18 protein-coding genes are annotated in these 24582 nt (G+C 41.2%); 8 read left to right on the top strand and 10 right to left on the bottom strand.

Features of this window, described 5'->3' with window-relative positions; genetic code table 11:
- Window positions 1-57 precede the first annotated feature (57 nt).
- Both G4V62_RS09310 and G4V62_RS09315 read right to left on the bottom strand, forming a co-directional pair.
- Window positions 58-1866 (bottom strand): ABC transporter ATP-binding protein, encoded by a 1809-nt coding sequence (locus G4V62_RS09310; RefSeq protein WP_165201480.1) that lies wholly within the window; start codon window positions 1864-1866, stop codon window positions 58-60.
- Complete coding sequence (locus G4V62_RS09315; protein WP_165201482.1) at window positions 1863-3659, bottom strand: ABC transporter ATP-binding protein; 1797 nt, start codon at window positions 3657-3659, stop codon at window positions 1863-1865. The genes G4V62_RS09310 and G4V62_RS09315 overlap by 4 nt, the downstream gene beginning before the upstream one ends.
- 431 nt (window positions 3660-4090) lie before the next feature.
- Between G4V62_RS09315 and G4V62_RS09320 the strand changes: the two genes are divergently transcribed.
- Window positions 4091-4720, top strand: coding sequence for a hypothetical protein (locus G4V62_RS09320; protein ID WP_165201484.1), 630 nt, complete (start codon window positions 4091-4093; stop codon window positions 4718-4720).
- Window positions 4721-5615: 895 nt separating this feature from the next.
- On the opposite strand, the gene G4V62_RS09325 is transcribed toward G4V62_RS09320, so the two are convergent.
- From G4V62_RS09325 to G4V62_RS09335, 3 genes are all read right to left on the bottom strand, one after another.
- Window positions 5616-5897 carry a glycoside hydrolase family 88 protein gene (locus tag G4V62_RS09325; RefSeq protein WP_165201486.1) on the bottom strand — a complete coding sequence of 94 codons (282 nt, stop codon included), beginning with the start codon at window positions 5895-5897 and terminating at the stop codon, window positions 5616-5618.
- Window positions 5898-6242: 345 nt separating this feature from the next.
- A complete protein-coding gene (locus G4V62_RS09330; protein WP_165201488.1) occupies window positions 6243-6653 on the bottom strand; it encodes a helix-turn-helix transcriptional regulator in 411 nt (136 codons plus the stop codon).
- A gap of 146 nt (window positions 6654-6799) precedes the next feature.
- A complete protein-coding gene (locus tag G4V62_RS09335; RefSeq protein ID WP_165201490.1) occupies window positions 6800-8398 on the bottom strand; it encodes a hypothetical protein in 1599 nt (532 codons plus the stop codon).
- A 372-nt stretch (window positions 8399-8770) separates the two neighbouring features.
- On the opposite strand from G4V62_RS09335, the gene G4V62_RS09340 reads away from it, so the two are divergent.
- The 3 genes from G4V62_RS09340 (at window position 8771) to G4V62_RS09350 (ending at window position 11941) form a co-directional block, all read left to right on the top strand.
- Window positions 8771-10135, top strand: coding sequence for an extracellular solute-binding protein (locus G4V62_RS09340; protein WP_246218359.1), 1365 nt, complete (start codon window positions 8771-8773; stop codon window positions 10133-10135).
- Between the two features lie 120 nt (window positions 10136-10255).
- Window positions 10256-11104, top strand: a complete 849-nt coding sequence (locus G4V62_RS09345) for a carbohydrate ABC transporter permease (protein ID WP_376768305.1) — start codon at window positions 10256-10258, stop codon at window positions 11102-11104.
- Window positions 11105-11116: 12 nt separating this feature from the next.
- Window positions 11117-11941, top strand: coding sequence for a carbohydrate ABC transporter permease (locus G4V62_RS09350; protein ID WP_165201494.1), 825 nt, complete (start codon window positions 11117-11119; stop codon window positions 11939-11941).
- A gap of 162 nt (window positions 11942-12103) precedes the next feature.
- Here G4V62_RS09350 and pdxA (G4V62_RS09355) read toward each other — a convergent pair whose 3' ends face one another.
- The 4 genes from pdxA (G4V62_RS09355) to G4V62_RS09370 form a co-directional block, all read right to left on the bottom strand.
- On the bottom strand, window positions 12104-13108 hold the full coding sequence (gene pdxA / locus G4V62_RS09355; RefSeq protein WP_165201496.1) for a 4-hydroxythreonine-4-phosphate dehydrogenase PdxA: 1005 nt from the start codon (window positions 13106-13108) through the stop codon (window positions 12104-12106).
- Window positions 13101-14402: a four-carbon acid sugar kinase family protein gene (locus G4V62_RS09360; RefSeq protein WP_165201498.1), complete on the bottom strand. Its 1302-nt coding sequence runs from the start codon at window positions 14400-14402 to the stop codon at window positions 13101-13103. The genes pdxA (G4V62_RS09355) and G4V62_RS09360 overlap by 8 nt, the downstream gene beginning before the upstream one ends.
- A 30-nt stretch (window positions 14403-14432) precedes the next feature.
- Complete coding sequence (locus G4V62_RS09365; RefSeq protein WP_165201500.1) at window positions 14433-15437, bottom strand: 2-keto-3-deoxygluconate permease; 1005 nt, start codon at window positions 15435-15437, stop codon at window positions 14433-14435.
- A 257-nt stretch (window positions 15438-15694) separates the two neighbouring features.
- Complete coding sequence (locus tag G4V62_RS09370; protein ID WP_165201502.1) at window positions 15695-17443, bottom strand: sigma-54-dependent transcriptional regulator; 1749 nt, start codon at window positions 17441-17443, stop codon at window positions 15695-15697.
- Window positions 17444-18284: 841 nt separating this feature from the next.
- On the opposite strand from G4V62_RS09370, the gene G4V62_RS09375 reads away from it, so the two are divergent.
- The 4 genes from G4V62_RS09375 (at window position 18285) to G4V62_RS09390 (ending at window position 22972) form a co-directional block, all read left to right on the top strand.
- Complete coding sequence (locus tag G4V62_RS09375; protein ID WP_165201504.1) at window positions 18285-19034, top strand: DeoR/GlpR family DNA-binding transcription regulator; 750 nt, start codon at window positions 18285-18287, stop codon at window positions 19032-19034.
- A gap of 18 nt (window positions 19035-19052) precedes the next feature.
- Window positions 19053-20342, top strand: coding sequence for a four-carbon acid sugar kinase family protein (locus G4V62_RS09380; protein WP_165201506.1), 1290 nt, complete (start codon window positions 19053-19055; stop codon window positions 20340-20342).
- Window positions 20343-20357: 15 nt separating this feature from the next.
- Window positions 20358-21374, top strand: coding sequence for a 4-hydroxythreonine-4-phosphate dehydrogenase PdxA (pdxA, locus tag G4V62_RS09385; protein ID WP_165201508.1), 1017 nt, complete (start codon window positions 20358-20360; stop codon window positions 21372-21374).
- A 224-nt stretch (window positions 21375-21598) separates the two neighbouring features.
- Complete coding sequence (locus G4V62_RS09390) at window positions 21599-22972, top strand: GntP family permease (protein WP_165201510.1); 1374 nt, start codon at window positions 21599-21601, stop codon at window positions 22970-22972.
- A 659-nt stretch (window positions 22973-23631) separates the two neighbouring features.
- On the opposite strand, the gene G4V62_RS09395 is transcribed toward G4V62_RS09390, so the two are convergent.
- Complete coding sequence (locus tag G4V62_RS09395) at window positions 23632-24357, bottom strand: hypothetical protein (protein ID WP_165201512.1); 726 nt, start codon at window positions 24355-24357, stop codon at window positions 23632-23634.
- Window positions 24358-24582: the final 225 nt, after the last annotated feature.

The raw sequence follows: 24582 nt of genomic DNA on the forward strand, positions 1-24582 counted from the left end.
CTGAAGCTCTCGACAATGTGGTTCAGCCTGAAGCACGACTTTCACTTTATATGTTTCTTAACTGCTTACCACATACCATTGGGACTGGGCATGATACATTTCTGCATATTTTCCGTTCTTTAGCATCAACTCTTCGTGCGTCCCTACCTCAGCGATTTCTCCTTCGTTCATTACAAGAATGCGATCGGCAATTTTAGCCGAGCCTAGGCGATGCGTGATGATGATAGCGGTTTTGTCTTGCGAAAACTGGGCAAATTGATGATACACTCTCGTTTCTTCAATCGGGTCAATGGAGGCGGTCGGCTCATCAAGTACGATGACATCGTGAGCCCGGTAAAAGCCCCGTGCAATCGCCACTCGCTGCCACTGACCGACGGATAAATCGACGCCATCGAATTCGCGTGAGAGCATCGTATCAAAGCCCTCCGGAAAGGTTGCTTCCTCCACTCTCAAGTCTGCTTTTTTTGCAGCGAAGGTAAGCTCGTCTCGATCACTTTGACGCTGCACGTGGCTTACCGTGATGTTCTCTTCCAACGTCATCTTATACTTTTGAAATTTTTGAAATACAGCAGAGATGCCACGATAAATCGACTGCGCGGACATTTCTTTCGTATCTACCCCATCGACTTTTACAGCGCCTCTTGTTGGAAGATATAAACCCGTCATCAGTTTGACGAGCGTCGTCTTTCCTGCCCCATTTCCTCCGACAATGGCAATGGTCTCTCCTTTTCTTAATTCCAAAGAAATGTCGGATAACACATCAGCTTTAGACTCCGGGTATTGAAAAGAAACGTTCTCTAGGACAATGCCATTCCCGGCAGCTAATGTGACATCCTTCCCTTCTCTTTCCGGCGCATCGAGAAAACGAATAAAATTGCGCACGGTACCAAGTTCTTTAGTGATGCTACCAATCTGGTAAGCGATCACCTCTTCCATCGAACTAAACATCACACCAATGGAAGCAAAAACGGCTGCAAATGCGCCAATACTAATGTCTCCATTCATGAGCGCAATAAACAACAAATAAAGAACGCCAAAATAACCCGCTAAAGTGAGCATTTTCATGCCAAGTTCTAACACACTCGCTTTAAATTCAGCGCGCCATCGCTTTTTTCCAAGCATACTTAAAGACGTACGATATAAATCGCTGAAAAAGTGAAACCCACCAAGAATGCGCGTTTCCTTAAAGTATTCCCGATCCGCAATACACCGTTCATAATATTCAAACTCACGCCGAATCGGCGCGGACTGATCTTCCAGCTTTGTGAAAATGGTTACCCTGATGAGCTGGTTCAAAACAACAGGGACAAAAATCAACACTATAGAAAAGGCAAGAATCGGTTGTAAGCTATAGAGATAAACGCCCATAAATAAAAAATACGGCAAATAAAAAGTAAAAATACCTACGACCGTGAACAAGAGACCTAAACTATTCTCCATCCCTTCATGGGCTTTATTGATATCATTTAATAAATCCGGAGATTCGTATGAAATCGGTTCGATCCGGGATGCTTTTTCATGAATTCGATTTGTCAGATGTCCCATCGATTTTAAGATGAAGGTTTTCCCCATAAAATTATGTAAGCCATTCAGAACTTGCGATCCTATCGTCACGCCTCCTAAAGCCACAGCCATCCAGATGACTGTACTTAAACCCGTTTGCTGCGAAACTGCACCAGTGACAGCATCAAAAAAATGCTGGGTTGCCAGTGTCGTTACGCCAAATGAAACACCATGAAGAACGCCTATGATGTTCACGACGATAAATAATACCGGTGCGGATACGAATATCATCGGGAATAATTTCCTTAAAATCGTGACTAATGTGATTTTTCGCTTTGTTCCCTTCAGCTCTTTCTCTCTCATTGATACCAGCTCCTCTGGCTCTCATACATCTCAGCATAAATACCACCTAGCTGCATCAATGCTTTATGATTTCCATGTTCGATCATACGTCCGTCCCCAATCACAAATATTTCATCTGCCAGTTTCGTCGATCCTAATCGATGACTAATAAATATCGTCGTTTTATCTCTACTGATTTCCTCGAACCTTTCATATAAATCACTCTCACTTAAGGGGTCGAGTGCGGCGGTCGGTTCGTCCAATACTCTTAGTGGTGCTGGATTTACAATGGCTCGGGCCATGGCCACCCTCTGCCACTCCCCACCGGAAATATCTTGTCCCCCAGCTTTAATCTTGCCAAGGGGCGTATCCAAACGTTTAGTCAATCTATCCACCACGCGATTTAATCCAAGCTGTTCAACCGCAGCGCCCACGCGCTCGTATGTCTTTACATCGGACATTTTGTGCGTATCTCCTATGAGCATATTCTCTTTCAGCGTCATTTGATATTTGGCAAAGTCTTGATACACGATGGAGAAAAATGATTTCAACTCGCTTTGCTTGTAATCAGTGATATTCTTCTCGTTAAGATAAATGTCGCCTTCATAATCGTCGTAAAGCCCTGTTAATAATTTGGTGATGGTCGTCTTTCCTGCACCATTCACCCCAACAAAAGCATAGTTTTTTCCTGCTTCCAGTCGAAATGACACGCCATCAAGAATCTTTTTATCCGTTCCAGGATACGTAAAGCGGACATCTCTAAATTCCAACGACTGAAAAACAGGCGGCACGCCCTCTTTTGCCGCGATAGCGTCTTCTGTTTCTTCCAGTGCACCAAACGCTGTCAAATCTCTAAAATACTCCCTATGTTTTGCAAGCCGGTCTACATTATAAGTGAGTTCCCAAGACATCGTCTGAACAAGTCCAAACACGGCGTTCACTAAAGAAATAAACATCCCGATCGTAAGTGTGCCAGCCAAAACTGGACCAAGCAGGATCAGTATAACGATGAAAGAAATGAACGCCGTGATTAAACTGCCGGATTTCATCTTAATAAACCATTTTAGCTCCGTTTTGAATTCAATGGTTCGGGCTGTTTCGTAGAGCTCATGCCACTTCCTCCGAATCGTATCTCCATAACCAAATAAAGTTCTTTCATCGACAGTATCCCTTCCAGTCAAAACGTCAGAAAGATCATCAGACTTTCGCTTGTATTTAGATACTTCACGGTTGGCTTCATAATTCGCCTTGCCGCTCTTGATCGCCACCATAAACAAAGGTACGGAAATAGCAAGGATGAGAAGGGCAGCCCACCACACTTGGACGATGAGCAATCCTAATATACCTACGACTTGGAGAATTTTTGCGATGATCGACAACAGATTTGCAAAAGCATTTTTCACTTGCTCTTCAGGGTCTTTTGACACGCGCGAAATAAGGTCCCAAGTATGATGATTTTCAATATGCTTGTAGTCGAGTTTGGCCCTTTTCTCAGTGATCGGTGTCCGAAACTTTACCCGAACGTCATTTTCCAGTTTGACTGTGACAACTTGCTTCAATTGTTCCGAAATCCATTGGTATCCAATCAAAGCTACGACAGTAAATAGTGGGGAATAAATCTGACTGATGTCTGTGTTATTTTGGACAATCGATATGGCTGTATTAATAAATGCAGCCGTAACGACAACTTGGACAGTTGGTATTAAACCGGACAAAAGCGTTTGTAATACCAATACCGTCGTCATCATCGGTGAGCACTTAAACGGAACCTTAATGATATCGAGCATGCCGTATGTTCTGCCTTGGTTTATCATATTTGCGTCTCCTTATGTGAAATGTGATGCAAACCTAACTTTAATTCATTTTATATTCTGAAAATAATCACTATAACCTATCCACATCTTATTTAGCGGTAACTATATCGTTACTTCATAGATAAAATTTGAATATTTAGACACTATTTCCATTTTACCACATCGGAAACCGGAAATGAATCGTTCTACAGCAAGTGCTTTCAAGTTTCCATCGATGTAAATACTGCATCACCATAGAAGGTCGAGAATATCGCTGCGCTACTTTTGTATTTGAACAAGTTTTGCTAATTATGAAATGCTTGATTGCTTTCTTATGGCATCAAGTGTTTACAATCCAAGATGAGGATATTATACTTGACCTAAAGTTGCACAAAGGAAACTAATGTGTACATAGGTTAAAAAATGTCCTTTATACAAATAGGAGGCCGACGATGATCAGAAAATTGAAAGAATCCGTTCATTGGAGCAGCATGATAGGGCTGTTCACCTTCTGCTTGGCTCTGGTTTTTTCGACCCTCTCTACAGTTTTTCGAGAAGGCTCCTCCCTTTTATTAAGCTTAGCGATCGTGGCTGCTTTTATCATCATCGGTATTATTGCGGATACAATCGGCTTGGCCGCTGCCACAGCGAAAGAACCTCATTTCCATGCGTTAGCTGCGAAGAAAATATCAGGAGCGAAAGAAGCGGCCTACATCGCCAAAAATGCCCCTCTCTTTTCCAGTTTTTTTAATGATGTCATGGGTGATATCGCTGGGATTGTCAGTGGTGCTGCATCGACGGCTGTCGTTTTACAAATGGCAAAGATATTGCAGACTTCAGACGGTTCTATTGTATTTATTATCATTAGTGTTTTGTTAACGAGCATCATTGCCGCTCTTACGGTGGGGGGAAAGGCACTCTGCAAAACAATCGCCATTTATCAGTCCACAAATATCGTCCTCTATACTGGAAAAGTGCTGTACCTATTGAAAAAAATGCAGAAAGCCGTTATACTAGCAAGCCTTTTCACACCTAATACTCAGCAATCTTTCTTGCGGCGGAAACAAAATTACAGAAAATAATGTCAATGAATTTTAGAACTGAAGGGAATATAAAGCGGAAATCGGGTGGCGGTTAGCGGTGAAAAAGCTTTTTTCATGAGCACTTATTTTGAGGGCGGTTACAACTCAAACATCGTACGCCTATAAGTAATACTAAAATTCGTATTCTTTTATTGATATAAAGAAACGTCTATGTTATTTTGTATTAAAGCAACTTTTTTTCTTTGAGGAAAATTGCTTACAGGTAGTTCGGTATAAGCCTTGCCTTCCAGGGTGGTAGCTGGAAGGCTTTTTTAATGATACAGGCAGAGAGAGAAAAGCCTTTCAAAAGTTCAGTTAGAACTTATTGAGAGGCTCTTTTGGTTGCATTTCATTTGTAGTCAAACCCTTTCTATCAAGGGCATCAGGGCATGAAGGACATCATCATGCCCTACTTATTTAGCAATTAGTGATGAATAGACATCTCCGATATAATCTGTTTTGCAGTTGCCAGTCATATAAGATATCAAATTCCAATCATCAAAAATAGTTTTAGAGGTAATATTACGAAGAGTTCCTACGTAACGCAAAGCCCTAGTCTTTATCTTTTATTTGTTATCTTGTAGACTTCCAAGGTAATCAGCTAGAAATAATATCCCTCTGACATGGTGTACACTCTGGTCGCCTGACAAAGAATAATCGTTAAGAGGTTCCCAGGACCAAAACCCCCATTTTACATTAGGGTCATCTAAATGATACGGGGAGCGGCTGCCTTCTACTGCTTGCAGATCCAAACCACACTTGACAGCTAAGATCGCTGAATCTAAGTACTTTTGTTCACCGGTATTTTGATGAAGTCTGATTAAGCTTATCGCGATATTCGGCATATCACCTGGTCCTACGTTAGGCGCGCAAACCTCCCCATCATCATCAATCCCTATCGGCCAGCACCGTCTGCCCTCTGATGATCAACCAACCAATCTGCAAAACGTTTTGCGCCTACAAGAAATTTTTCATCTTTTGTTACTTCATAAAGGAACAATAAGCCACGAAGCTCGGGAGCAACAAGGTCAGAATTCCAAAACTGTCCATCAATTAAATAGAAGTTCCCGTCTTCTTCCTGTAGGGTAAGACCGTGCTCTCCCCATGCAATCGTGTGTTCTAAATAATTTTTATCGCCCGTCATTCCATAGAGTTCTAGATATGCAGTTACCGGCAACCCGAATGCACGCCATGTAAACCCTGTATCCGATCATTGATAAGTGTTTGTATCATATTTATAATTAAAGCCAGCTTTTCGTCCTTGCTTGATGAAGTTGTGAAACTGCTTTATATAAAATTGATATTCATTTTTTCCGGTTCTTTTAGATAACGCTAATGCGAGCCAAAAAGCATCTCCTGTATATTTAATATACAATTCGTTTGACTTAAAGCCGTCCCGCACCCCCCTGCCAAGTAAACATCGGAGGGGTTTCGGTCCAGTTTTCATACGCCCGCTTAAAGCAACTTTCCGCTATTTCAACAACGTCTTGTCTTCATTGCGATCATACATTGGTTAGGTAAATCAACGGAGTTTAGAATATTCACCCGGCGGTATCCCTTCCTGCTGTTTAAAAATCCGTATAAATGTATTCACATTTTTATAACCAACTAATGCACTGACTTCATTTACTTTATGGTTTCCATTTTGCAGCAGCTCTTTTGCTTTATTAATTTTTAACTGATTGAGGTGCTTCTTAAAGTTAATATTAGCGTTCTTCTTTAGCAATCTACTAATATAACCTTCCGTTAAATTAAATTTTAGAGAGATATCTGTTAGTGAAAGATCCTGATCATAATTTTGATTAATATAGTCTAAAATACGTATTGTTGTAGGATCGGCTGTTCCTTCAACTGATCTAATTAAGCTTTCAAATAAACTCTCAAAAATTTTCTTTAAGGAAAAATAAATATCATCTCTATGATTACTATTCAATAAATCAAATAAGCCTTTATTCTGGGAAGAGAAATCATTGATTGACCTGTCATATTGATTTAAAATGCGTTTTACTGTATTTAACAGGATATATTTGAATTTAATTGTATTAATTGTATCTAATTCTAAATAAATTAAATTTGTATCTAGAACATTGACGATCGATTTTTTGCTAATTCAATATCATTACTGATGACGGCATTTATCAGAAAGCGTTCATCATCTAATGAATAAGAGTAGCTATCATCATTGATTAATAGCTCTCTGGCCGGGAAAGTTTCTAATGAATTAACATATGTATATTTCTTTAGCGTTAACTCAATCACGTCAATAAAAGCAGTATTAAAATTATAAATGCTTTCTACTGGGTCAGATAGAGAAAAGTTTAGTTCAATTGATAATTCGCTTTGAATAAAAGAAGTCATTTGTTTTAATAGATCATTGATTTTATTCCCTTCTTTCGATGGAAAAATAATACAAATTCCTTTGTAATCAATCGGGATTTGAATAAATGTCAGCTCATCGTTAAATGTGCGAATTAAATCCATCGTTTGATTACGCAATGATACATTGTTAGAAATATTTTCTGCTACTTTGTCTGGGTTTTCAATCGACACAATTGCTATTAGCCCGCCTTGTGTAAAGCTCTCCATACGAAGCTCAGTTAATTTGTGGGCAATTTCATCCTTATTTATCGTGCCATATAAAACAGAAGAAATAAATTCATGCCTTAATACAGACAATGACTGATTAAATCTATCCTCCAGTGCTTTCTTTTGGTGTTGTATTCCATCAATATTTTCAATAATAAAATCTAGTTCACTAAAATGGTTAGCTTTAGGAGTGTTTGTAAAAGCTAAAGGCATGCTTTTATTTAATGCATTTAGTATATCCTGAATAGGGTTGTAACTTTTTTTCGTCGCAAAATACAGGATCATTCCTCCAAGTAAAAAAAGACAAAAAGCAATAAATAAAAAGATTGGTAAAAAAGTTGGTCCAAATTGAATAAATTTAGTGTCCTCAATTAAGTAGGAATATTGCAAATTTACTACTGAAGAAGGAATATGATATAGCGTTTTATTGTCATGTGTATTTTTTATCGTAATATTTTCAAAACTTTCACTTTGTGTTACTTTTTTAATCCCCGAAGTTTCCGCTATTGATGGTGTATAAGTTTCTAAATAAAACGTACCATCAATGTTTGCGAGTTCCTGTGGAAATAATTTCTCATTCGGGATGCTTATAAAAATATATAAGTATTTATCAACCTTGTGATAATAGGTTTTGCTGATAAACATAGTGTAGTTTTGATTATGCGAAAAGTCGTCTTCGAGTAAATAAAAACTATTATGTTTATCTTCCTCAAAAAAACGTGAAACTGGAATGACGTCTTCACTAATACCGATATGATTAAAATAATCCGGTAAAGCAAAATAGCCCTCTTCGGAAACTACGTAGTTATCTGTCACCTTTGTAATGCCTACATTAATGTTTAAATCATCTGTTAAATACAAACTATTTACGAGATCATCATAAATATCTGGGAAATAGAATAATGAGTTATTTATATTACTAATATAATCTTGAACGCTTGACTGTTTTGAAATAGCAGAAGCATAACGGGCTACACTGCTAATTTTTGCATCAGTCGCACGGCTGGCTGCATCTAAAAAAACTTGATTTTTATAATCATTTTGCTGGGAGAAATGATTAAAATTAAAAAGCGTAACAATAACAATAATCATTAAAGTGTACAACAAAATAATGGAGAAAAAAATATAGAAAGTTCGTCTAAGAATTCTTTTTTCATCCTTGATACATCTTCTCCCTAAAATAAATGATGGCGCTTACAAAACAATATAGCATAATGCATATACAAAATGAAGAATTATATACAGAAAAGTACGTGTATATCAAATAATCAATATGATGACAAAAAAGTGATATTTCACACTTGAAATGTAAGCGCTACAATTCAAGGCGTGAAAGTAAACAGCTCTTGTTAACACGGTTGCCAGATATGTGGAAAGGCGGTGAGCTTCATAGTTTTTCTAGAGAAATAACTTTAATCTTCACCTATTTTCTTATTCAAAATAATTTAGGAAGGAATGGTACAGATGCTAAAAAGGAATCTATTAGTCATTCTTTTATTATCTGCAATATTGGTGCTAAGCGCATGTTCAGATGCAGATAATACGAATGGTGATACAGGGTCAAAAAGCGGCAAAACGGAAATTAAAATAACTTGGAGGGGCACCGGTGATCAGGACAATCTAAAAAGATATCTGGAGGGATTTGCAGCTGACTTTGAAGCAGAGAATGATGATATTGATATTGTTCTTTCACCAATTGTTGCTAGTGAGGGCGATTATTTTTCCAAGGTTGCTTTAACGATGCAGTCTGCTGAAACAGCCCCAGACATTGTATCTGAAGACACATTTATACTAAGTGCAGATGCGAATGCTGGTTATTTGAAACCGTTGGATGAGTACGTAGACTCATGGGATGAATGGGATCAATTTATAGAAAATATAAAATCAGGAACCACAGGAAATGACGGCACTATTTACGGTATACCGACGACAACGGATTCTCGTGGTATTTGGTATAACAAAGAAGTTTTTGAAACGGCCGGACTGCCAAAAGATTGGCAGCCTAAGAGCTGGGAAGATATATATGCCGCAGCTGAAGCTATAAAGGAATCGAATGATGATGTCGTGCCTTTTGCAATGAATGTTGCAAAAGCAAATGGAGAAGCCGTTTCGATGCAAACATTTGAAATGCTGCTCTACGGCACAGGGGAAACTTTATATGATGGCGAGAGTGAAAAATGGAATGTCAATGGACAGGGAATTACCGACGCATTAGTTTTTGTTGATGAAATTATGAATAAGCGTGACTTAGGACCATCTCTTTCGATTGCTCTAAATGCAAATTATAGTTCTGTCATGACTCAAGATTTATTGCCAAATGGTGGTGTAGGAATGGTGCTGGACGGAAACTGGAACATTGCAAATTATATGGAGGGTGGAGCGTCTCCACTGGAAAATATTGAAGCAACAATCGGCTTCGTTCCTTTCCCTACAAAGGATGGAGAAGATCCAGGTACTGTTACGATGGCCGGTGGTTGGGGGTGGTCTATCCCTGAGAAGTCAACAAACCATGATGTCGCATGGAAAGTGATAAAGGCATTGAGCACGGAAGAATTACAAACAAAGCGAGCGCTAATTGGGGGTACATTAACGGTTAGATCAGATTCAGCAAAAAGCAGTGATTATTTAGAACGTCCATTAATTGAACCTGCTACAAAAGCATTGGAAAATGCATATTTTAGACCTAAGAATGATTTATATCCAAACGTTTCAATTGAAATTCAAAATGCGGTAGAAGCTGTTGCCAGCAAAACGATGTCACCTGAAAAAGCAGCTGCTAATTATAAAGCAAAAGTAACAGAAATTGTAGGAGAAGAAAACGTTTATTAGATGTTGATGAGGAATAAGAACATTTATTCCTCTTTTTCAATATCAATTACAAACTGGAGGAAATGAAATGGAAGTTACACCTAATTTTTCAGGTAAGAAGAAAATATCGGATAATATCAAATCATCATTTTTTTATCCCCAGCACTGATATTGCTATTAATATTCTTTCTTACTCCAATGCTATTAACGATAGTATTTTCATTTACCAACCTAGCGCTCACTGGGACTCAGGCACAGAACCTTAAATTCGTTGGTTTTGATAATTTCATGCAAATGTTTAATGATGCAGAATTGTATAACAGTATTGCAAAAACACTCATTTTTGTTTTATTTTCTGCTATTATTGGCCAATGTCTTTTAGGTTTTTTAATCGCATTCCTCATGAAAGGGAAAAACGCTGCCTTTCGCAGAACAATAGGTATTACTGTAATTGCAGCATGGGTTACTCCTGAAATTGTCGTTGGATTTAGTTGGGTGGCCTTTTTAGGGGATAATGGAACGCTGAACAGCATTATTACAACTCTATCAGGCATTGATCCAATTGCTTTTCTCTTTGAGTATCCTATGGTCAGTGTTGTAGTGGCAAATATATGGCGCGGGACAGCGTTTTCTATGATGGCATTTCAGGCTGCTTTAGATGATATACCATTAGAAGTCGAAGAGGCAGCTGTAATGGACGGTGCAAGCAGATGGAGAATTGTTAGAAACATAACAATCCCTATTGTTAAAGGGACAATCACTACCAATTTGATGCTAGTGACATTACAAACTTTAGGCGTATTTACTTTAATCTATGCAATGACTGGCGGTGGTCCTGGAAACGGAACGATGACTTTACCGGTATACATGTACAAGCAAGCTTTTGTAAGTTACCAACTAGGCTATGGAACAGCGATTTCATTAGTCATCTTAATTATAGGAGCTCTATTTAGTTTACTTTATATGCGATTTCTTAAGGTGAAAATATAAGGGGAGAATATCATGAGAATTGGGAAAACAGAAAAAATAATACATCATTTCATACTTGTATGTTTGGGGATTATTTTTGTTTTGCCCCTGTTATGGATGCTGGTAGCGTCGATTGATAGTTCAGCAATTCAAGCGCTAAAGGCACCTGAAAGAATTACCTTCGACAATTATTTGAGTATCTTTAGTGATTCATCTATTATTAGATCTTTTTTTATAGGGATATTCTTGTCGGGAGGACAATCTATAATAGTAGTGCTTGTTAGTATTCTAGCCGCTTATCCATTGTCAAGGTACAAACCATCCTACAAAAAGTCATTTTTGTATACAATACTATTTCTTACGTCGTTGCCGATGACTGCGGTTATTGTACCCGTGTTTCAAATGTTTCTGATATTCAATTTCGTGGACAAGTTATGGGCAGTTATGCTTTTTACAGCAGGTACTTCTCTGCCTTACGCTATATGGATGATGAAAAACTTTATGGATTCCGTTCCACTTGAACTCGAAGAATCTGCTTGGGTTGATGGGGCTTCCATATGGGGTGGGATTAGAAGGATTGTAGCACCTTTAATGCTTCCAGGGACATTCACGGTTTTAATTTTTACGTACACGGGAAGCTGGGGAAACTTTTTTGTACCATATATTCTAATTCAATCACCTGAGAAAATGCCTGCATCTGTAACCATTTTTCAATTCTTTGGAAATTATGGATTAGTCAATTACGGTGAGCTTGCAGCATTTTCAGTATTATATTCAGCGCCGGTTGTAATTTTATATTATCTATCACAACGATACATGTCAAAAGGATTTAGTCTTGGCGGAGCTACAAAGGGTTAAATATTGATTTAAAAGTTCACCAAATTTATTTTCTAAATACCTTGTTCATTTATAATTCTCAATACCTTGCTCACTGAAAAAGAAGATGACACCCATAAAGTCGCCGAGACCTTCGGTGCCATCCTCTTTTGTTTTATTGGATTTTAAGCGATACAATGAGGATTACTCTGCTTTTTGCGGCGCAAGCTCAATCGCCTGCATCATCGCCTCAAGCATACTTGCTTCATCAGCGATCCCTTTTCCTGCAATATCGAAGGCTGTTCCGTGATCGACACTTGTTCGGATGATTGGCAGGCCGACTGTTATGTTCACGCCCGCTTCCAGCCCTAGCACTTTGATAGGTCCATGACCTTGATCGTGATACATTGCGACGACGATATCAAAATCGCCACGGACGGCCCGGAAGAACAACGTATCGGCCGGAAGAGGACCGACGACATCTATCCCTTCCTGCTGTGCACGCTCCACACCCGGAATGACTTTTTCCTCTTCTTCCCCATAGCCGAACAGCCCGTTTTCCCCAGCATGCGGATTAATGCCACAAACGGCGATCTTCGGCTGCTTTATACCGGAGAGGCTCAAGGTTTCGTGCGCCATTCTCACGACATCATACACTCGAGTTGGTTCGATCCGATCAATCGCATCGCGCAGACCGATGTGTGTCGTCACATGGATGACCTTGAGTTTAGGAGAAGACAGCATCATGGCGAAATTACTCGTACCCGTCAGTTCAGCGAGAATCTCTGTATGACCTGGATACTTGTGCCCGCCTTTATGCAACGCTTCTTTGTTCAGGGGCGCGGTACAAATTGCATCAATTTTTCGATCGTTCGCCAGTTCAATTGCTGTTCGCAAATATTCAAAAGCGGCATGTCCTGCCTCTGCCGACACTTCACCGAACGGCAGGGATTCAGGTACAAGATTCAAATCAACGCACAACACTTCATTGGATGTCGGCGGGCTAAAGGACTCGTCTGGACCGATCGCTTTAAAGGATACATCTGCTCCTAGGATGTCAGCGGCCTGCTTCAACCGTTTTATGTCGCCGATGACGAGCGGAACCGCCTGCTCCGACACTTCGTCACGACAAAGTGCTTTGACGATAATTTCCGGACCTACGCCGGCCGCATCACCCATAGTAATCCCGATGATTGGTTTGTTACTCATGCTGGCTCTCTCCTTTCAATGTCTGCATCGCTCTGTAGATCGATGATTCTGTGCCAAACGCACCAGCTTTGGTGACAACTTTGATTTTCCGATCGATACCGATTAAATCTCCTAGAGGAATACCTGCTTCCAGCTGGTGGTTCAAGCTAAAGCCTGTCGCTCCTAAGCTTTTGGCCACATCTTTGGCCGTATCTCCACCCGTCAAAACGAGCGCATTTAACTCAGGACAAGTCGCCACAATCTGATTCGTCAAGGCACCGAGAGCAGTACTGATCCGCTTGCCAATGTCCAGTGGCGTCATCCCGAGCTTTTCAGCACGGCGGCTCACTTTTTCACGCATCTCACTGGTAGAAGGGACATAAAGCACAACATCTTTCCCGGCGCGGATGGCCGCGACACTCGCCTCATAATAAGTCTCCGCTTGCTTATCCCAATCTCCCAAAAACATGAGTTCCGTATCGATGTCAATCGTCGCGACACCCTCTTGTTGTGCGGCATACCGAACTTGTTGCTGTGTGGTTTGCGAAAGACTCCCACACACAGTCATCACAGCACTTGAAGCTAGATGCACAGCCCTGTCGCTCCGCTGTTTTTCGACGTTCAGAACACCTGGCAGCACTTCAGCCAACCCCGCCGAGCCGGACCAAATAACATCCGAGCTAAACTGATGGATCATATCCGCCATATGACGCAAGTCTTCAATCGTCGCTGCATCACTAATCAAATACTTGATTTCTTTCTGTTTAAATTCATTTAATGCCAGCATCCAATCATCAGGCGTCCCTTCCAATAGTCCTGAAATTAAAGCCGTATTTTTCCCTGTCTCTGATTCAATCAACGTTGGAAGGTGAGCTTGTTTGACAGGATGCTTCGGGTCATTTGCAAGTTCTGTTTCTGATACAGGCACGCCGTTCAGCAAATGAACACCGTTCTTTGTCGTCCTACCATACGGGGGGTAAGCCGGTGCCACGACGATAAATGTCGGTTCGAACACGTCATCCAACGCCATCAGCTCTGTTCCGATATACCCTCGCAATGTAGAATCCATTTTCTTATATATATGTTGATAGCCATTTTCCTTTAAAAACAATGCAGCTGTTTTTGTTGCATGGTACGCATTTTCTTTATCTCGTGCACGTGAATCTGTATCTAACACAATCGCCTCATCTAACTGTTTACCAGGTTCGGGGATTTCGAAGTAGACCGAAGTTTCCAGCCCTTTCTCTTTAAGCTGGATGCCACTGTCATTCGCCCCGGTCAAATCGTCTGCAATCATTCCAAACCGAAAACTCATCAGTCAAACCCCACTTCTTATGAAAACTTTCTATGCACTTGCTTGATTCCCGTCGTCTTCAGCGTAATCCTCCGGCACCCGGACACCTTTTTTCTCCAGACGCTTGACAAGGAACCCGACAAAAATCGGCAATAGCACAGCGGTCGTCACCGTCGATGCAGCTACTTGGACTGTAGCCAGGTCAACAGTACTTGCAAAACCGGCATTCGCTGCCGCAATCGCTGCAGGTGTTGCTACGGCATTCCCCGCAGTAGAGCCTTCGGCTGCCCCTGCAATAGGATTCCACTTAAAGGCTTTAAATACCAAGTAACCAGCTGTACCTGTAATCAATGTTGTCGCTACACCAAGGACGATTCCTGATAATCCACCTTCGATAATACTTCCAAAGTCGATGCCCATCCCGAGGGCAAACGCGAAGAACGGAATCAACATGGAGCTTCCCTGATCTAAAAACTTCCTCATATCGCCATCCAAGTTTCCGAGCACCATTCCGACAGCAATCGGAAGCAAGACAGCGATAAAAGACGTAATGGAGAATAATCCATCCACAAAACCCATTGCTCCGAAAATAGAGAGTGCGACCATCGTAAAAAATGGTCCATCGTTCAAGGCAAGCAGTGAATACGCCGCACGGTCAGTTTTGCTTCCGTACTGCCCAACAATCGCAATGTAAAGCCCACCGTTACTGTTCGTCATCGCTGCGATGATCGCAATCGGTGCAAGACCCATCCATAGCCCATTTTCTCCTGCGAGCATGTACGCCAAAAGCCCGAATATCGCCCCTACGATCCATTTTACCGTAAGTAACGTCGCGCCTTTCCCTAAACTGACTCCTGCTGTTTTGAAATTGATCTGCGCCCCTGTACACAATAGGAACAAAGCAATCAATGTACTGGCTCCATCCACGAACAGTGCCTCTGTGAAGTTACCGATTCGCAACAAATCTGGAGCAAACGTATTCAAAACCGCCGCTAATAAAAGCGGCACGACCATCATCCCACCAGGAATCCTTTCCAAACCTGCTTTGATTTTCATCTTCCTTCCTCCTCATCCTAACACAATTGTTGCAAAAGCAAACAATCAATTGTGCAATATAAGCGTTTACATGATATATCATAATGTGAATGATTTTAAAATGCAACACAAAAATACAAAGTTTTGTTTAAATCAAGTAGAGCATAGTGATTGATTACCGTATTTCCGCACCATCAAGCGCTTAATTCTCTAGCTTGTGAACAAGTTAGGAACCCTCATAAAATTTCCGTTTAATTTTGCAACAAAAAAACGCAAACTCAAGAGTTGAGCTTGCGCCATAGGGTCGTCCGGTTCATTCCCAATCGTTTCGCTGCCTTCGATTGGTTATGATTTTCTTGTTCCATGACCTTCTCGATGATCGCTCTCTCCATATCCTTTAAGGTACCCTCAAGAGGGAGCGCATTATGCATGGTCATCGTCGTTTCTTTCGTCACGTCACTCATCATCGTTTCCACGTCCGACTTTTCTATATAAGATTGGTTGTTGGCAATCATCAATTTGTCAATCGCCTGCTTCAACTGCGAAATATTTCCTGGCCAATCATAGTCGAGCAACGGTTCCAAAGCTTCGGGCCTTAATCCGATGGCCTCATAGCCATAATTCATATGATTCCGAGCGATGAACGCTTGCGCGAGATCCTGAATATCCTCGATCCGTTCGCGTAGTGGCGGAATCTGGATCGTAACCGCCGGCAAACTGTAGAAGAGCGCCTGATCAAAACGACCTTCCTTCATTCTGGTCCGGACACTACCATCCGAAAGCAAAATGACGGTATACTTCGCAGTCAGCTCCTCTACCAGCGACTTCAGAGCACTCTGTTCGTCGTCCTTTATCAAGTGGACGTGCTGAAAGACAATCGTCGCTTTCTCCGGCAATAGCTGATTTTTGCTTGAAATATAGCCGCTCACATCTTTCATACTGACAACGGAACAGTCAAAAGAGATCAGTGGAGCCTGTTGGCCAAACGTTTCAAAATGGAGATTACAAGCAAACATCATCCGGCCTGTGCCCACCTCACCTTCGATCCAAATCGCCTCTTCCAGATTCGCGTACTGCTTGAGCTGTTTTCTCATGTCCTCCGCGATTCGGCTGCGTCCAGAAATCGGGATATGAGAGACGTGGTTCCGCACCTTTACTCCTTGCGCAGCTCCGAGAGATTGTGGTTGCAGCAGAACCGTCACAAAAGATTTATCTTCACTCGTTGGATAGCCATAAGCATGATAACTCCTTTTCTGCAAAGTAACGGACCGCCAAATCCCCTGTCGTTGTGTGAGAATTTGCTTCAAAAGTGCTTGCAAATCAGGCGCTTCGACGATGGAGGAGGTGAACTGATCGCGAAAAAGCTGATTCTTTTGAATCACTTCACCCGCTTCGTTCACCGTCACCACCGCTTGTGGAAACCTTTCGATCATATCGGCGTAGACCGCCGTCTGAGCCTGCATCTTTTGGTTTGAATGATACAAACGCTTTGCCTCTTCAAACGATTGCAACACCGCTTCTTTTCCCGACGTAATCAAGATGCCTTGCAACCCCATCTGCTCGGCTTGACGAACCGTCACAACATCACCAATGACCACAGAAAATCCTTCTTTTTTCAAATCAGGAAGCAGCTTCGTGACTTCTTCCCTGCTACTGATGGTGACCGACCGTACATTCATATCAAGAATACTGCAGATCGTCGCCGCTCCGCGAGAAATGTTCGGAAACCCAACCAACGCCGCTTGTCCATTTAGCCCTTTGAGAAGCGCAAAAACCCGAAGCATATCATAGCCGGTGATATGGATATCCACAACCGGAATATTGATTTCAGCCTCAACCTGACTAGCCGTCCCTCCACGGCTGATGATGAGATCATAACCTTCCGCCTCGGCCGCTTTCGCAATTTGGATCCCTTCCTCCAAGTTGCCGACCTTAACTTCAATTTGTAAATCTTCATCCTCATGACGAAGGTTTTTTACGACTTCTGCAAGCCCCTGATACGGAGCAATGACTAAAACTTTAATCAACGTACCACCCTCATTTGTTGCATATTTAAACAGTTGATTATATCTTTTCATATTACAAGGCGGGAGGCAAGCTTTTCTTACGCTTTAACGGTGAGCTTTTATGAAAATGATTACAAGGGCACACGCTGGCTTGTTCTCGTTGAAAGGCTTCTTTCTCGTCACACAGACCCAAATCATTCTCTGCATCTGTACGTATTGCGCTTGAAATCTCGATCAAATCAGCTTGACTTGTAAAAGCAGCGTTGTTCAGGTCACGATCGGGACAACCGCGCGCCCGTTAAGCGATTACGATCCTTTCATAATTTAAAGCGATAAATGATGAATCTGTAAACCGATACATAGCATACATTACACCAATGTTTCAAACAAAGGACGTTCTCAAATTCATGTCGTTTCTTCCCCGATTCAGTGCCTTCCTCCTTGATCTAGAGTCTCTGACTCCTTCGTTCGATCTGAGCGTTTCGGAGCTTTTTTATCCAACACGCTTCCCCTAGTAATACATTAATACATACCCTTCCCCTCTATGTTCCCGACTCATTTTCGTCCTTCCTTTTGGCCGTTTAGACTGTAACTTGTTTGGCAGCCTCATCTAAGAAAAAACGACGCATAAGGTTTATGTTCCCAGAGAGTAGAAACCCGCCTCACCCTTCCTTAAAATTCCAAATCACTATGGAAACGATTTTTTCAGAAACAGCCTCAACAACCTTACCATTCAGAAATAGAACCTTTAAAGACATAACAAAATAACACAAATGAACTTTCAATGTTCGTTCGTGTTGACTATTCGTGATTATTCAGTATATTATTAACACAATAAAACATATAGTTAAGGATGAAGCACATGCTCCAGGCAGAACGACGCCATCACATCATGAAACAACTTCAAGCATCAGGAACCATTTATATCGAAAAACTGGCCTCAGAGTACAACGTATCCACAATGACCATCCGTCGTGACCTTGCTTCCTTGGAAGAGGAAGGTAAGCTGGTACGGTCCCACGGGGGAGCTGTTCTTCCAGAAACACTAGCCCCGGAAGTTCCCTACTACACGAAGCTTTCCAGTTACACAACCGAGAAGGAACAAATTGCCAAGAAAGCGGTAGCGTTGATTCCTGAACACGCTCGCATCTTATTGGATTCAGGCACCACAAACCTTGAAATCGCTAAACTTCTAAAACCACGAGATGACCTGCTGATCGTCACCAATGATGCAAAAATCTCTATAGAGCTTCTCCATTCAGACTGTCAAGTCATTTCCACCGGTGGCGAGCTCCAAAAAGATGTGGGCGCGTTTATTGGATCCCACGTTCAGGAATTATTACGACAAATCAAAGTGGACATCGTTTTTATAGGAGCCAATGCGATACATTTATCCGAAGGCATCTCTACACCCACTTTAGAAAAATCTCATATAAAGAGACTCATGCTCAAAAGCGCTCGTTCGAAATGGATTGTTGCTGACCACAGCAAGTTTAATAAGCGCTCCTTTGCTCATGTGTGTGATTTTGATGAAGTGAATGGAATAATTACCGACAGTCAAATCGATGAGCACACAAAGGAACAACTCGAAAAAATAACGAATGTGTATTGATACAAAGGAGGGATGTAAATGGATATCGTTGTGCTCTGTGATGATTTAACAGGTGCAAATGCAACAGGCGTGAAATTGACCAAAAAAGGATTTAAAACCGCAACGGTCATACACGGCCTTCCGTTGCCTGAATCTGGATACGATGCGCTCTGTTTAGATACAGACAGTCGCTATGTCACAGCGAGCCAAGCACGAAATCGTGTGATGGCCGCACTAAAAGAAAGCTCAAAGATCGGTCAGGCAAATATGTACAGTAAACGAATAGATAGTACCTTAAGAGGAAATATCGGCATTGAAATTGAAGCAATGCTTGAATTTTTAGAAGAAGATGCCATCGCCATTGTCGTTTCTTCTTTTCCTGACTCTGGACGAACAACGATAGGCGGATTTCTTCTCGTCGACAATGTACCTCTTCAGCAAACTGATGTCGCCACTGATCCGATACGTCCGTTAACAACTTCCAAAGTAGAAGAAATGATCCATCTTCAAACAGATCTTCCCATTACTACACTAGGTCTTGATGTCGTTCTAGAGGGTCAGGAAAAACTAGAACAAGAAATCAATCGTGTAAAACAACATTTTAAAATCATTTGTATCGATGCAGTTACAGATGAACACATCGATTTGATTGCTGATGTTGTGAATAATATTCAGACGCCTGTTCTCTCCGTCGACCCTGGACCTTTTACAGCGGCTTATGCGAATAGAAAAGTGGATCATGCACAAAAAAGCCAAAAGTATTTAATCACAATCGGAAGTGTTACTTCCCAAACTGGGCTGCAGATTGATTACTTCACGCAAAAAACGAAGGTCAAACCAATCTATGTCAACCCTGCGAACCTTGCAACATTTACAGAAAAGTGGAGTCACGAGGTTAACCGAGTCGTGCAGGAAGCGGAGGATACATTACAGCACACAGATATTCTCCTCATTACAACCTACCATCCCGGTCATAATATTCTAGACCTGTCGTCGATGGCTGTAAAAGAAGACACAACAGAAGGCGGTCTTGCCAAACGAATCACAGACGGTTTAGGTGCCATCAGCCGCCGAGTGTTAGAAAAGAATCGAGATGTCTTTAAAGGCTGCTACCTTAGCGGCGGAGATGTAACCGCTTCCGTAGGGTCCATTACCCGCGCCCATGGCATCGAGTTACATGATGAGATTATGCCATTAGCAGCGTTTGGAAGCTTCATTGACGGCTACTTAGATGGAATGCCTGTCGTCACGAAAGGGGGCATGATTGGTGATAAGAAAGCCTTGTACACCTGTATGAATTACTTAATCTCTTCTACAAAAAACACTTAAAAAAGGATGATGTATATGAGCAATAAAAATAACCCTACGATCGCAATTCCTATCGGAGACCCTGCAGGAATCGGACCTGAAATCGTTATTAAATCACTGGCACAAAAAGAAATTTATGATGTCTGTAATCCACTCGTCATTGGCGATAAAGATGTATTGGAAACGATCATGGAAGCCATTGATACACACTTGAACATCCATATCATCAAAAAAACGAACGAGGCAAACTATGAGCCAGGCACCATTGATTTAATCGACTTAAATAATGTCGAAATCGACAGCTATGAAATGGGAGTGGTATCTGGAATGTGCGGACAAGCTTCCTATGAATATATCAAAAAAGCGCATGACTTGATAGAAAACGAGGAAGCCGATGCAATTTGCACACCTCCGATCAATAAAGAGTCCCTTCAAGCGAGCGACGTCCCTTACATTGATCATACAGCTATGTTATCAGCGTTCACAGATTCTCATGATCCCATGACCATGTTTGAAGTCAACGACTTGCGAATCTTCTTTTTGACGAGACATGTTTCATTAAAAGATTCAATTCCAATGATGACCAAAGAGCGTGTGGAAGATTACCTTATCCGTTGTAAAGAAGCATTGGAGCTTCTAGGAATTGATGAACCAAAGCTTGCTCTTGCAGGATTAAATCCACACTCAGGTGAAGGCGGGTTGTTTGGGAGAGAAGAAATTGATGAATTAACGCCTGGACTTGAGGCAGCGAGACAGCGAGGAGTAGAAGTAAATGGACCTGTTCCTGCCGATTCAGTTTTCCACCAAGCGGCTCACGGCAAGTATGATGCTGTTTTATCCCTCTATCATGACCAAGGACACATTGCAGCCAAAATGTATGATTTTGAGCGTACAGTCTCTGTCACCAATGGATTGCCTTATCTCCGCACATCGGTGGACCACGGAACAGCTTTTGATATTGCTGGAAAAGGAATCGCCAGCTCTGTAAGTATGGTAGAAGCGATTAAAGCTGCAGCTAAATACACCCCATTCTTTAGGAAACAAATAAAATAAATTTTTAAACCAGAATGTAAGTGCAAAAAAAGAGCCCCCTTGGTGTAGAAAGAGTTTAAACCTACCACAGATCCAGAACTCGTACCCCAAGGGAGGACTCGTCTTGCATTATAACCAAAACGAAAATCATTAGCAATTTGAAACAATCTTTTGCATGTTCATAAACATACAACTTCATTCATATTCAGATGAAACTTATCGTTCTTTAAAGGAGATGAATAAGCATGGAAGCACCAGGTGGACAAATTATCTTAGGTTTGGTCGTCGGAATTGCCTTACTCGTTTTCTTAGTCATGAAAACAAAAATACACGCCTTTATCGCTTTAATTGCATCCTCTTCTGTCATCGGTCTTATAGCCGGTATGACGCCTCCAGATGTCGCAAATGCAATTACAAACGGCTTCGGAGGAACACTCGGGTCGATCGGTATTGTCATTGGATTTGGGGTCATGCTTGGCAGGGTCATGGAAGTTGCGGGCGCCTCGGAACGCCTCGCCTATTCTTTTGTACGTATGTTAGGAAAACGAAGAGAGGACTGGGCGATGGCTTTAACCGGTTATGTTGTTTCTATTCCTATTTTTGTAGACTCCGCCTTTGTTATTTTAACACCGTTAGTGAAAGCGATTTCAAAAAAGACAAAAAGATCCGTTATCACACTCGGAGTAGCGTTAGCTATCGGTCTTGTAGTTACCCACTCTTTAGTTCCTCCTACACCTGGACCGCTTGGAGTAGCAGGGATTTTTGGTGTCAGTGTCGGTGTTATGATTCTTTGGGGCTTGATTTTCTCCGTGCCGCTGATTATCGTTGGGGTCTTATACGCCAAATGGATCGGTAAAAAAATACACCAGCTTCCAGATGAAGATGGCTTAGGCTGGGTACGTCCGGAAAAACCAGCAGATACTTACGAGGAATTTATCGAGCAGCAAGAAAGCAAACAGCTGCCTTCCCTAGCCTTGTCCATGGCTCCTATCTTAATTCCGATTCTATTGATTTTTGCTAACACCGTAGTTACCGCTCAGGAATTAACTGAAGGAATTTTCGGATATATTCAGTTCTTTGGTAATCCAGTTATCGCCGTTGGACTCGGCCTTGTCTTTGCTATTTATACATTAACAACGAGACTAAACCGCAACGAATCTCTTGACCGTATGGAAGAAGGCATCAAAGCTGCAGGAATTATCCTGCTCGTCACTGGTGCCGGTGGAGCCCTTGGGAACGTCCTTCGTGAAAGTGGATCTGGAGATTATGTAGCTCAATTAATCGTAAATATGTCCGTTCCATTGGTCCTTCTGCCCTTCTTCGTCTCTAGTTTTGTTCGACTAGTTCAAGGTAGTGGCACAGTCGCGATGATTACTGCAGCATCCATTACAGCACCCATTCTTTCTGGCGTGGATGGGGTTTATATGCCCCTCGCAGCGATAGGAGCCACGACAGGATCTCTGCTGTTCTCCTATTTTAATGATAGTTTTTATTGGGTCGTTAACCGTATGTTAGGCATCCGCAACGCTAAGGAACAGATTATGGTATGGTCAATACCAACTACTTTAGCCTGGTTGACAGCGTTCATTTTGTTAGTCGTTTTCTCCATTTTCTTGTAAAAAACGATAGAATCATTAGGGGCTGTATCAAAAGATCATGAAAAAATGTGGTCTCTTACAACCCCTTTTTTTGTTTTATCTGGGTAGAATATACAATGAAGTTCTTGTAAGGTTGTAAGTATCGTTTATTGCAATTAAAAATGACGGCATCCGTGACATACCTACACCTTGTTCACAATATACAGCACTAAATTCGCTCCGTGTTAACCCACTAGACGAGAATCAGACCATTTCAGCTTTACATCTAGATTGTGCGAAAAAATGAATTTTTAATTAATTCATTTCCCATTGAATGTCTCTTTCAATATCCTCTCACTTGAATGATTAATCATCTCTGCCTTCGCTTTTTCACTCATTTGTTACTTTGAGTTTCCTCAGCTTACACTCCGAGACCGTCATGTTTTTAAACTGTTTTGATTTGTTCTCGACGTTGAAACAGCGACAACCTTGGACAGGATGATATATGATAAATGACCATTGTTTCATTCGACGAACGTTCTCTGTTCATTAAACCAGACTAATGTGTTTGATTCATGGATTCGCAGGAATTTACATACTTTGTATCTCCTGTACTCTGAGATCAAACCCGAGGATTTTTTATAGCACTCCCGTATAACATATATGGGTTCGTACGCACGATTCGTGATTGGATCAGTCAACTAAAAAGGTAATGAGGGAAAATTCCCCTGAGGATCATCTAAAGTAGTATGATCAATGACATAAGACTCTCCACCCTCATGCTTCTTTAAAGTAAACACTCTTTTAAAATGATGAATGTCTTCAATTTGCTCATATTTCCCTTCAATAGTGACGATCACATGATCACCTTTATCGCTTACATTTACATTTGTAAACGTTCCATTTTTGTTTACATAATCCAATGTTCCCCCCCACGATTCAGTTGCCCTGTATTCATAGAGACCATCAACTTTACCTTCATCTTCTTCAGATATGTATTCGGGGTTTTCGGGATAGTAAAATGAAATGAGTTGTTCGATATGTTTTGTACTATGGTACACCTTCAATTTTTGTTTGATTTGTTCTCTAGCTGCATCATCTATATAAGATTTCTGAGTTTCTTGAAACAGTTCATTTAATGCTAATGAATCGTTCGTCCAATCTTCTATTTGAATAAAGGCCTCTATGATCGTTTTATTATCATCGTTTAAGAGTTGCTCGTTTAATTCAACAGGATTCTTAATATTTTGCAATGCATCTTGTGCAGCATTTTTTGATATTGGTGTTATAGACTCGTTTTTGCGATCACCGTCTTTTCCTGGATCATTAACAGTTTCAATTTCACCTTCAGAAGATGGTTTACTACAAGCAGCTCCCACTACAAATAAACAAATCAATAAACAATGCAATATGCTTTTTTTCCTCATCAATTTATTTCCCCTTCTCTAAAGAGTGTTGAAGGTTTACAAGTCATTTTATCAGAATTTTCCTCTGTTTTACCGTGTTCTCTTAACGTTTTAAGCATTCGTTGATAAAATACTCAAAGTCTCCTTGTGACTGTGAGATCGAAAACGATTTCTGGAGTTGCGCGATCATCTGTAAAGCAAGCGTCCTGTGTACTTTTCGAAATATCGATCCCGACCACTAGTTTA

The organism is Litoribacterium kuwaitense (assembly GCF_011058155.1).
GTDB lineage: Bacteria > Bacillota > Bacilli > Bacillales > DSM-28697 > Litoribacterium > Litoribacterium kuwaitense.

Bases quoted from the DNA above. Each gene is read 5' to 3' on its own strand.
- G4V62_RS09310 (WP_165201480.1), bottom strand. From the start codon at position 1,866: ATGAGAGAGAAAGAGCTGAAGGGAACAAAGCGAAAAATCACATTAGTC.
- G4V62_RS09315 (WP_165201482.1), bottom strand. From the start codon at position 3,659: ATGATAAACCAAGGCAGAACATACGGCATGCTCGATATCATTAAGGTT.
- G4V62_RS09320 (WP_165201484.1), top strand. From the start codon at position 4,091: ATGATCAGAAAATTGAAAGAATCCGTTCATTGGAGCAGCATGATAGGG.
- G4V62_RS09335 (WP_165201490.1), bottom strand. From the start codon at position 8,398: ATGATTATTGTTATTGTTACGCTTTTTAATTTTAATCATTTCTCCCAG.
- G4V62_RS09340 (WP_246218359.1), top strand. From the start codon at position 8,771: ATGCTAAAAAGGAATCTATTAGTCATTCTTTTATTATCTGCAATATTG.
- G4V62_RS09350 (WP_165201494.1), top strand. From the start codon at position 11,117: ATGAGAATTGGGAAAACAGAAAAAATAATACATCATTTCATACTTGTA.
- pdxA (WP_165201496.1), bottom strand. From the start codon at position 13,108: ATGAGTAACAAACCAATCATCGGGATTACTATGGGTGATGCGGCCGGC.
- G4V62_RS09360 (WP_165201498.1), bottom strand. From the start codon at position 14,402: ATGAGTTTTCGGTTTGGAATGATTGCAGACGATTTGACCGGGGCGAAT.
- G4V62_RS09365 (WP_165201500.1), bottom strand. From the start codon at position 15,437: ATGAAAATCAAAGCAGGTTTGGAAAGGATTCCTGGTGGGATGATGGTC.
- G4V62_RS09375 (WP_165201504.1), top strand. From the start codon at position 18,285: ATGCTCCAGGCAGAACGACGCCATCACATCATGAAACAACTTCAAGCA.
- G4V62_RS09380 (WP_165201506.1), top strand. From the start codon at position 19,053: ATGGATATCGTTGTGCTCTGTGATGATTTAACAGGTGCAAATGCAACA.
- pdxA (WP_165201508.1), top strand. From the start codon at position 20,358: ATGAGCAATAAAAATAACCCTACGATCGCAATTCCTATCGGAGACCCT.
- G4V62_RS09390 (WP_165201510.1), top strand. From the start codon at position 21,599: ATGGAAGCACCAGGTGGACAAATTATCTTAGGTTTGGTCGTCGGAATT.
- G4V62_RS09395 (WP_165201512.1), bottom strand. From the start codon at position 24,357: ATGAGGAAAAAAAGCATATTGCATTGTTTATTGATTTGTTTATTTGTA.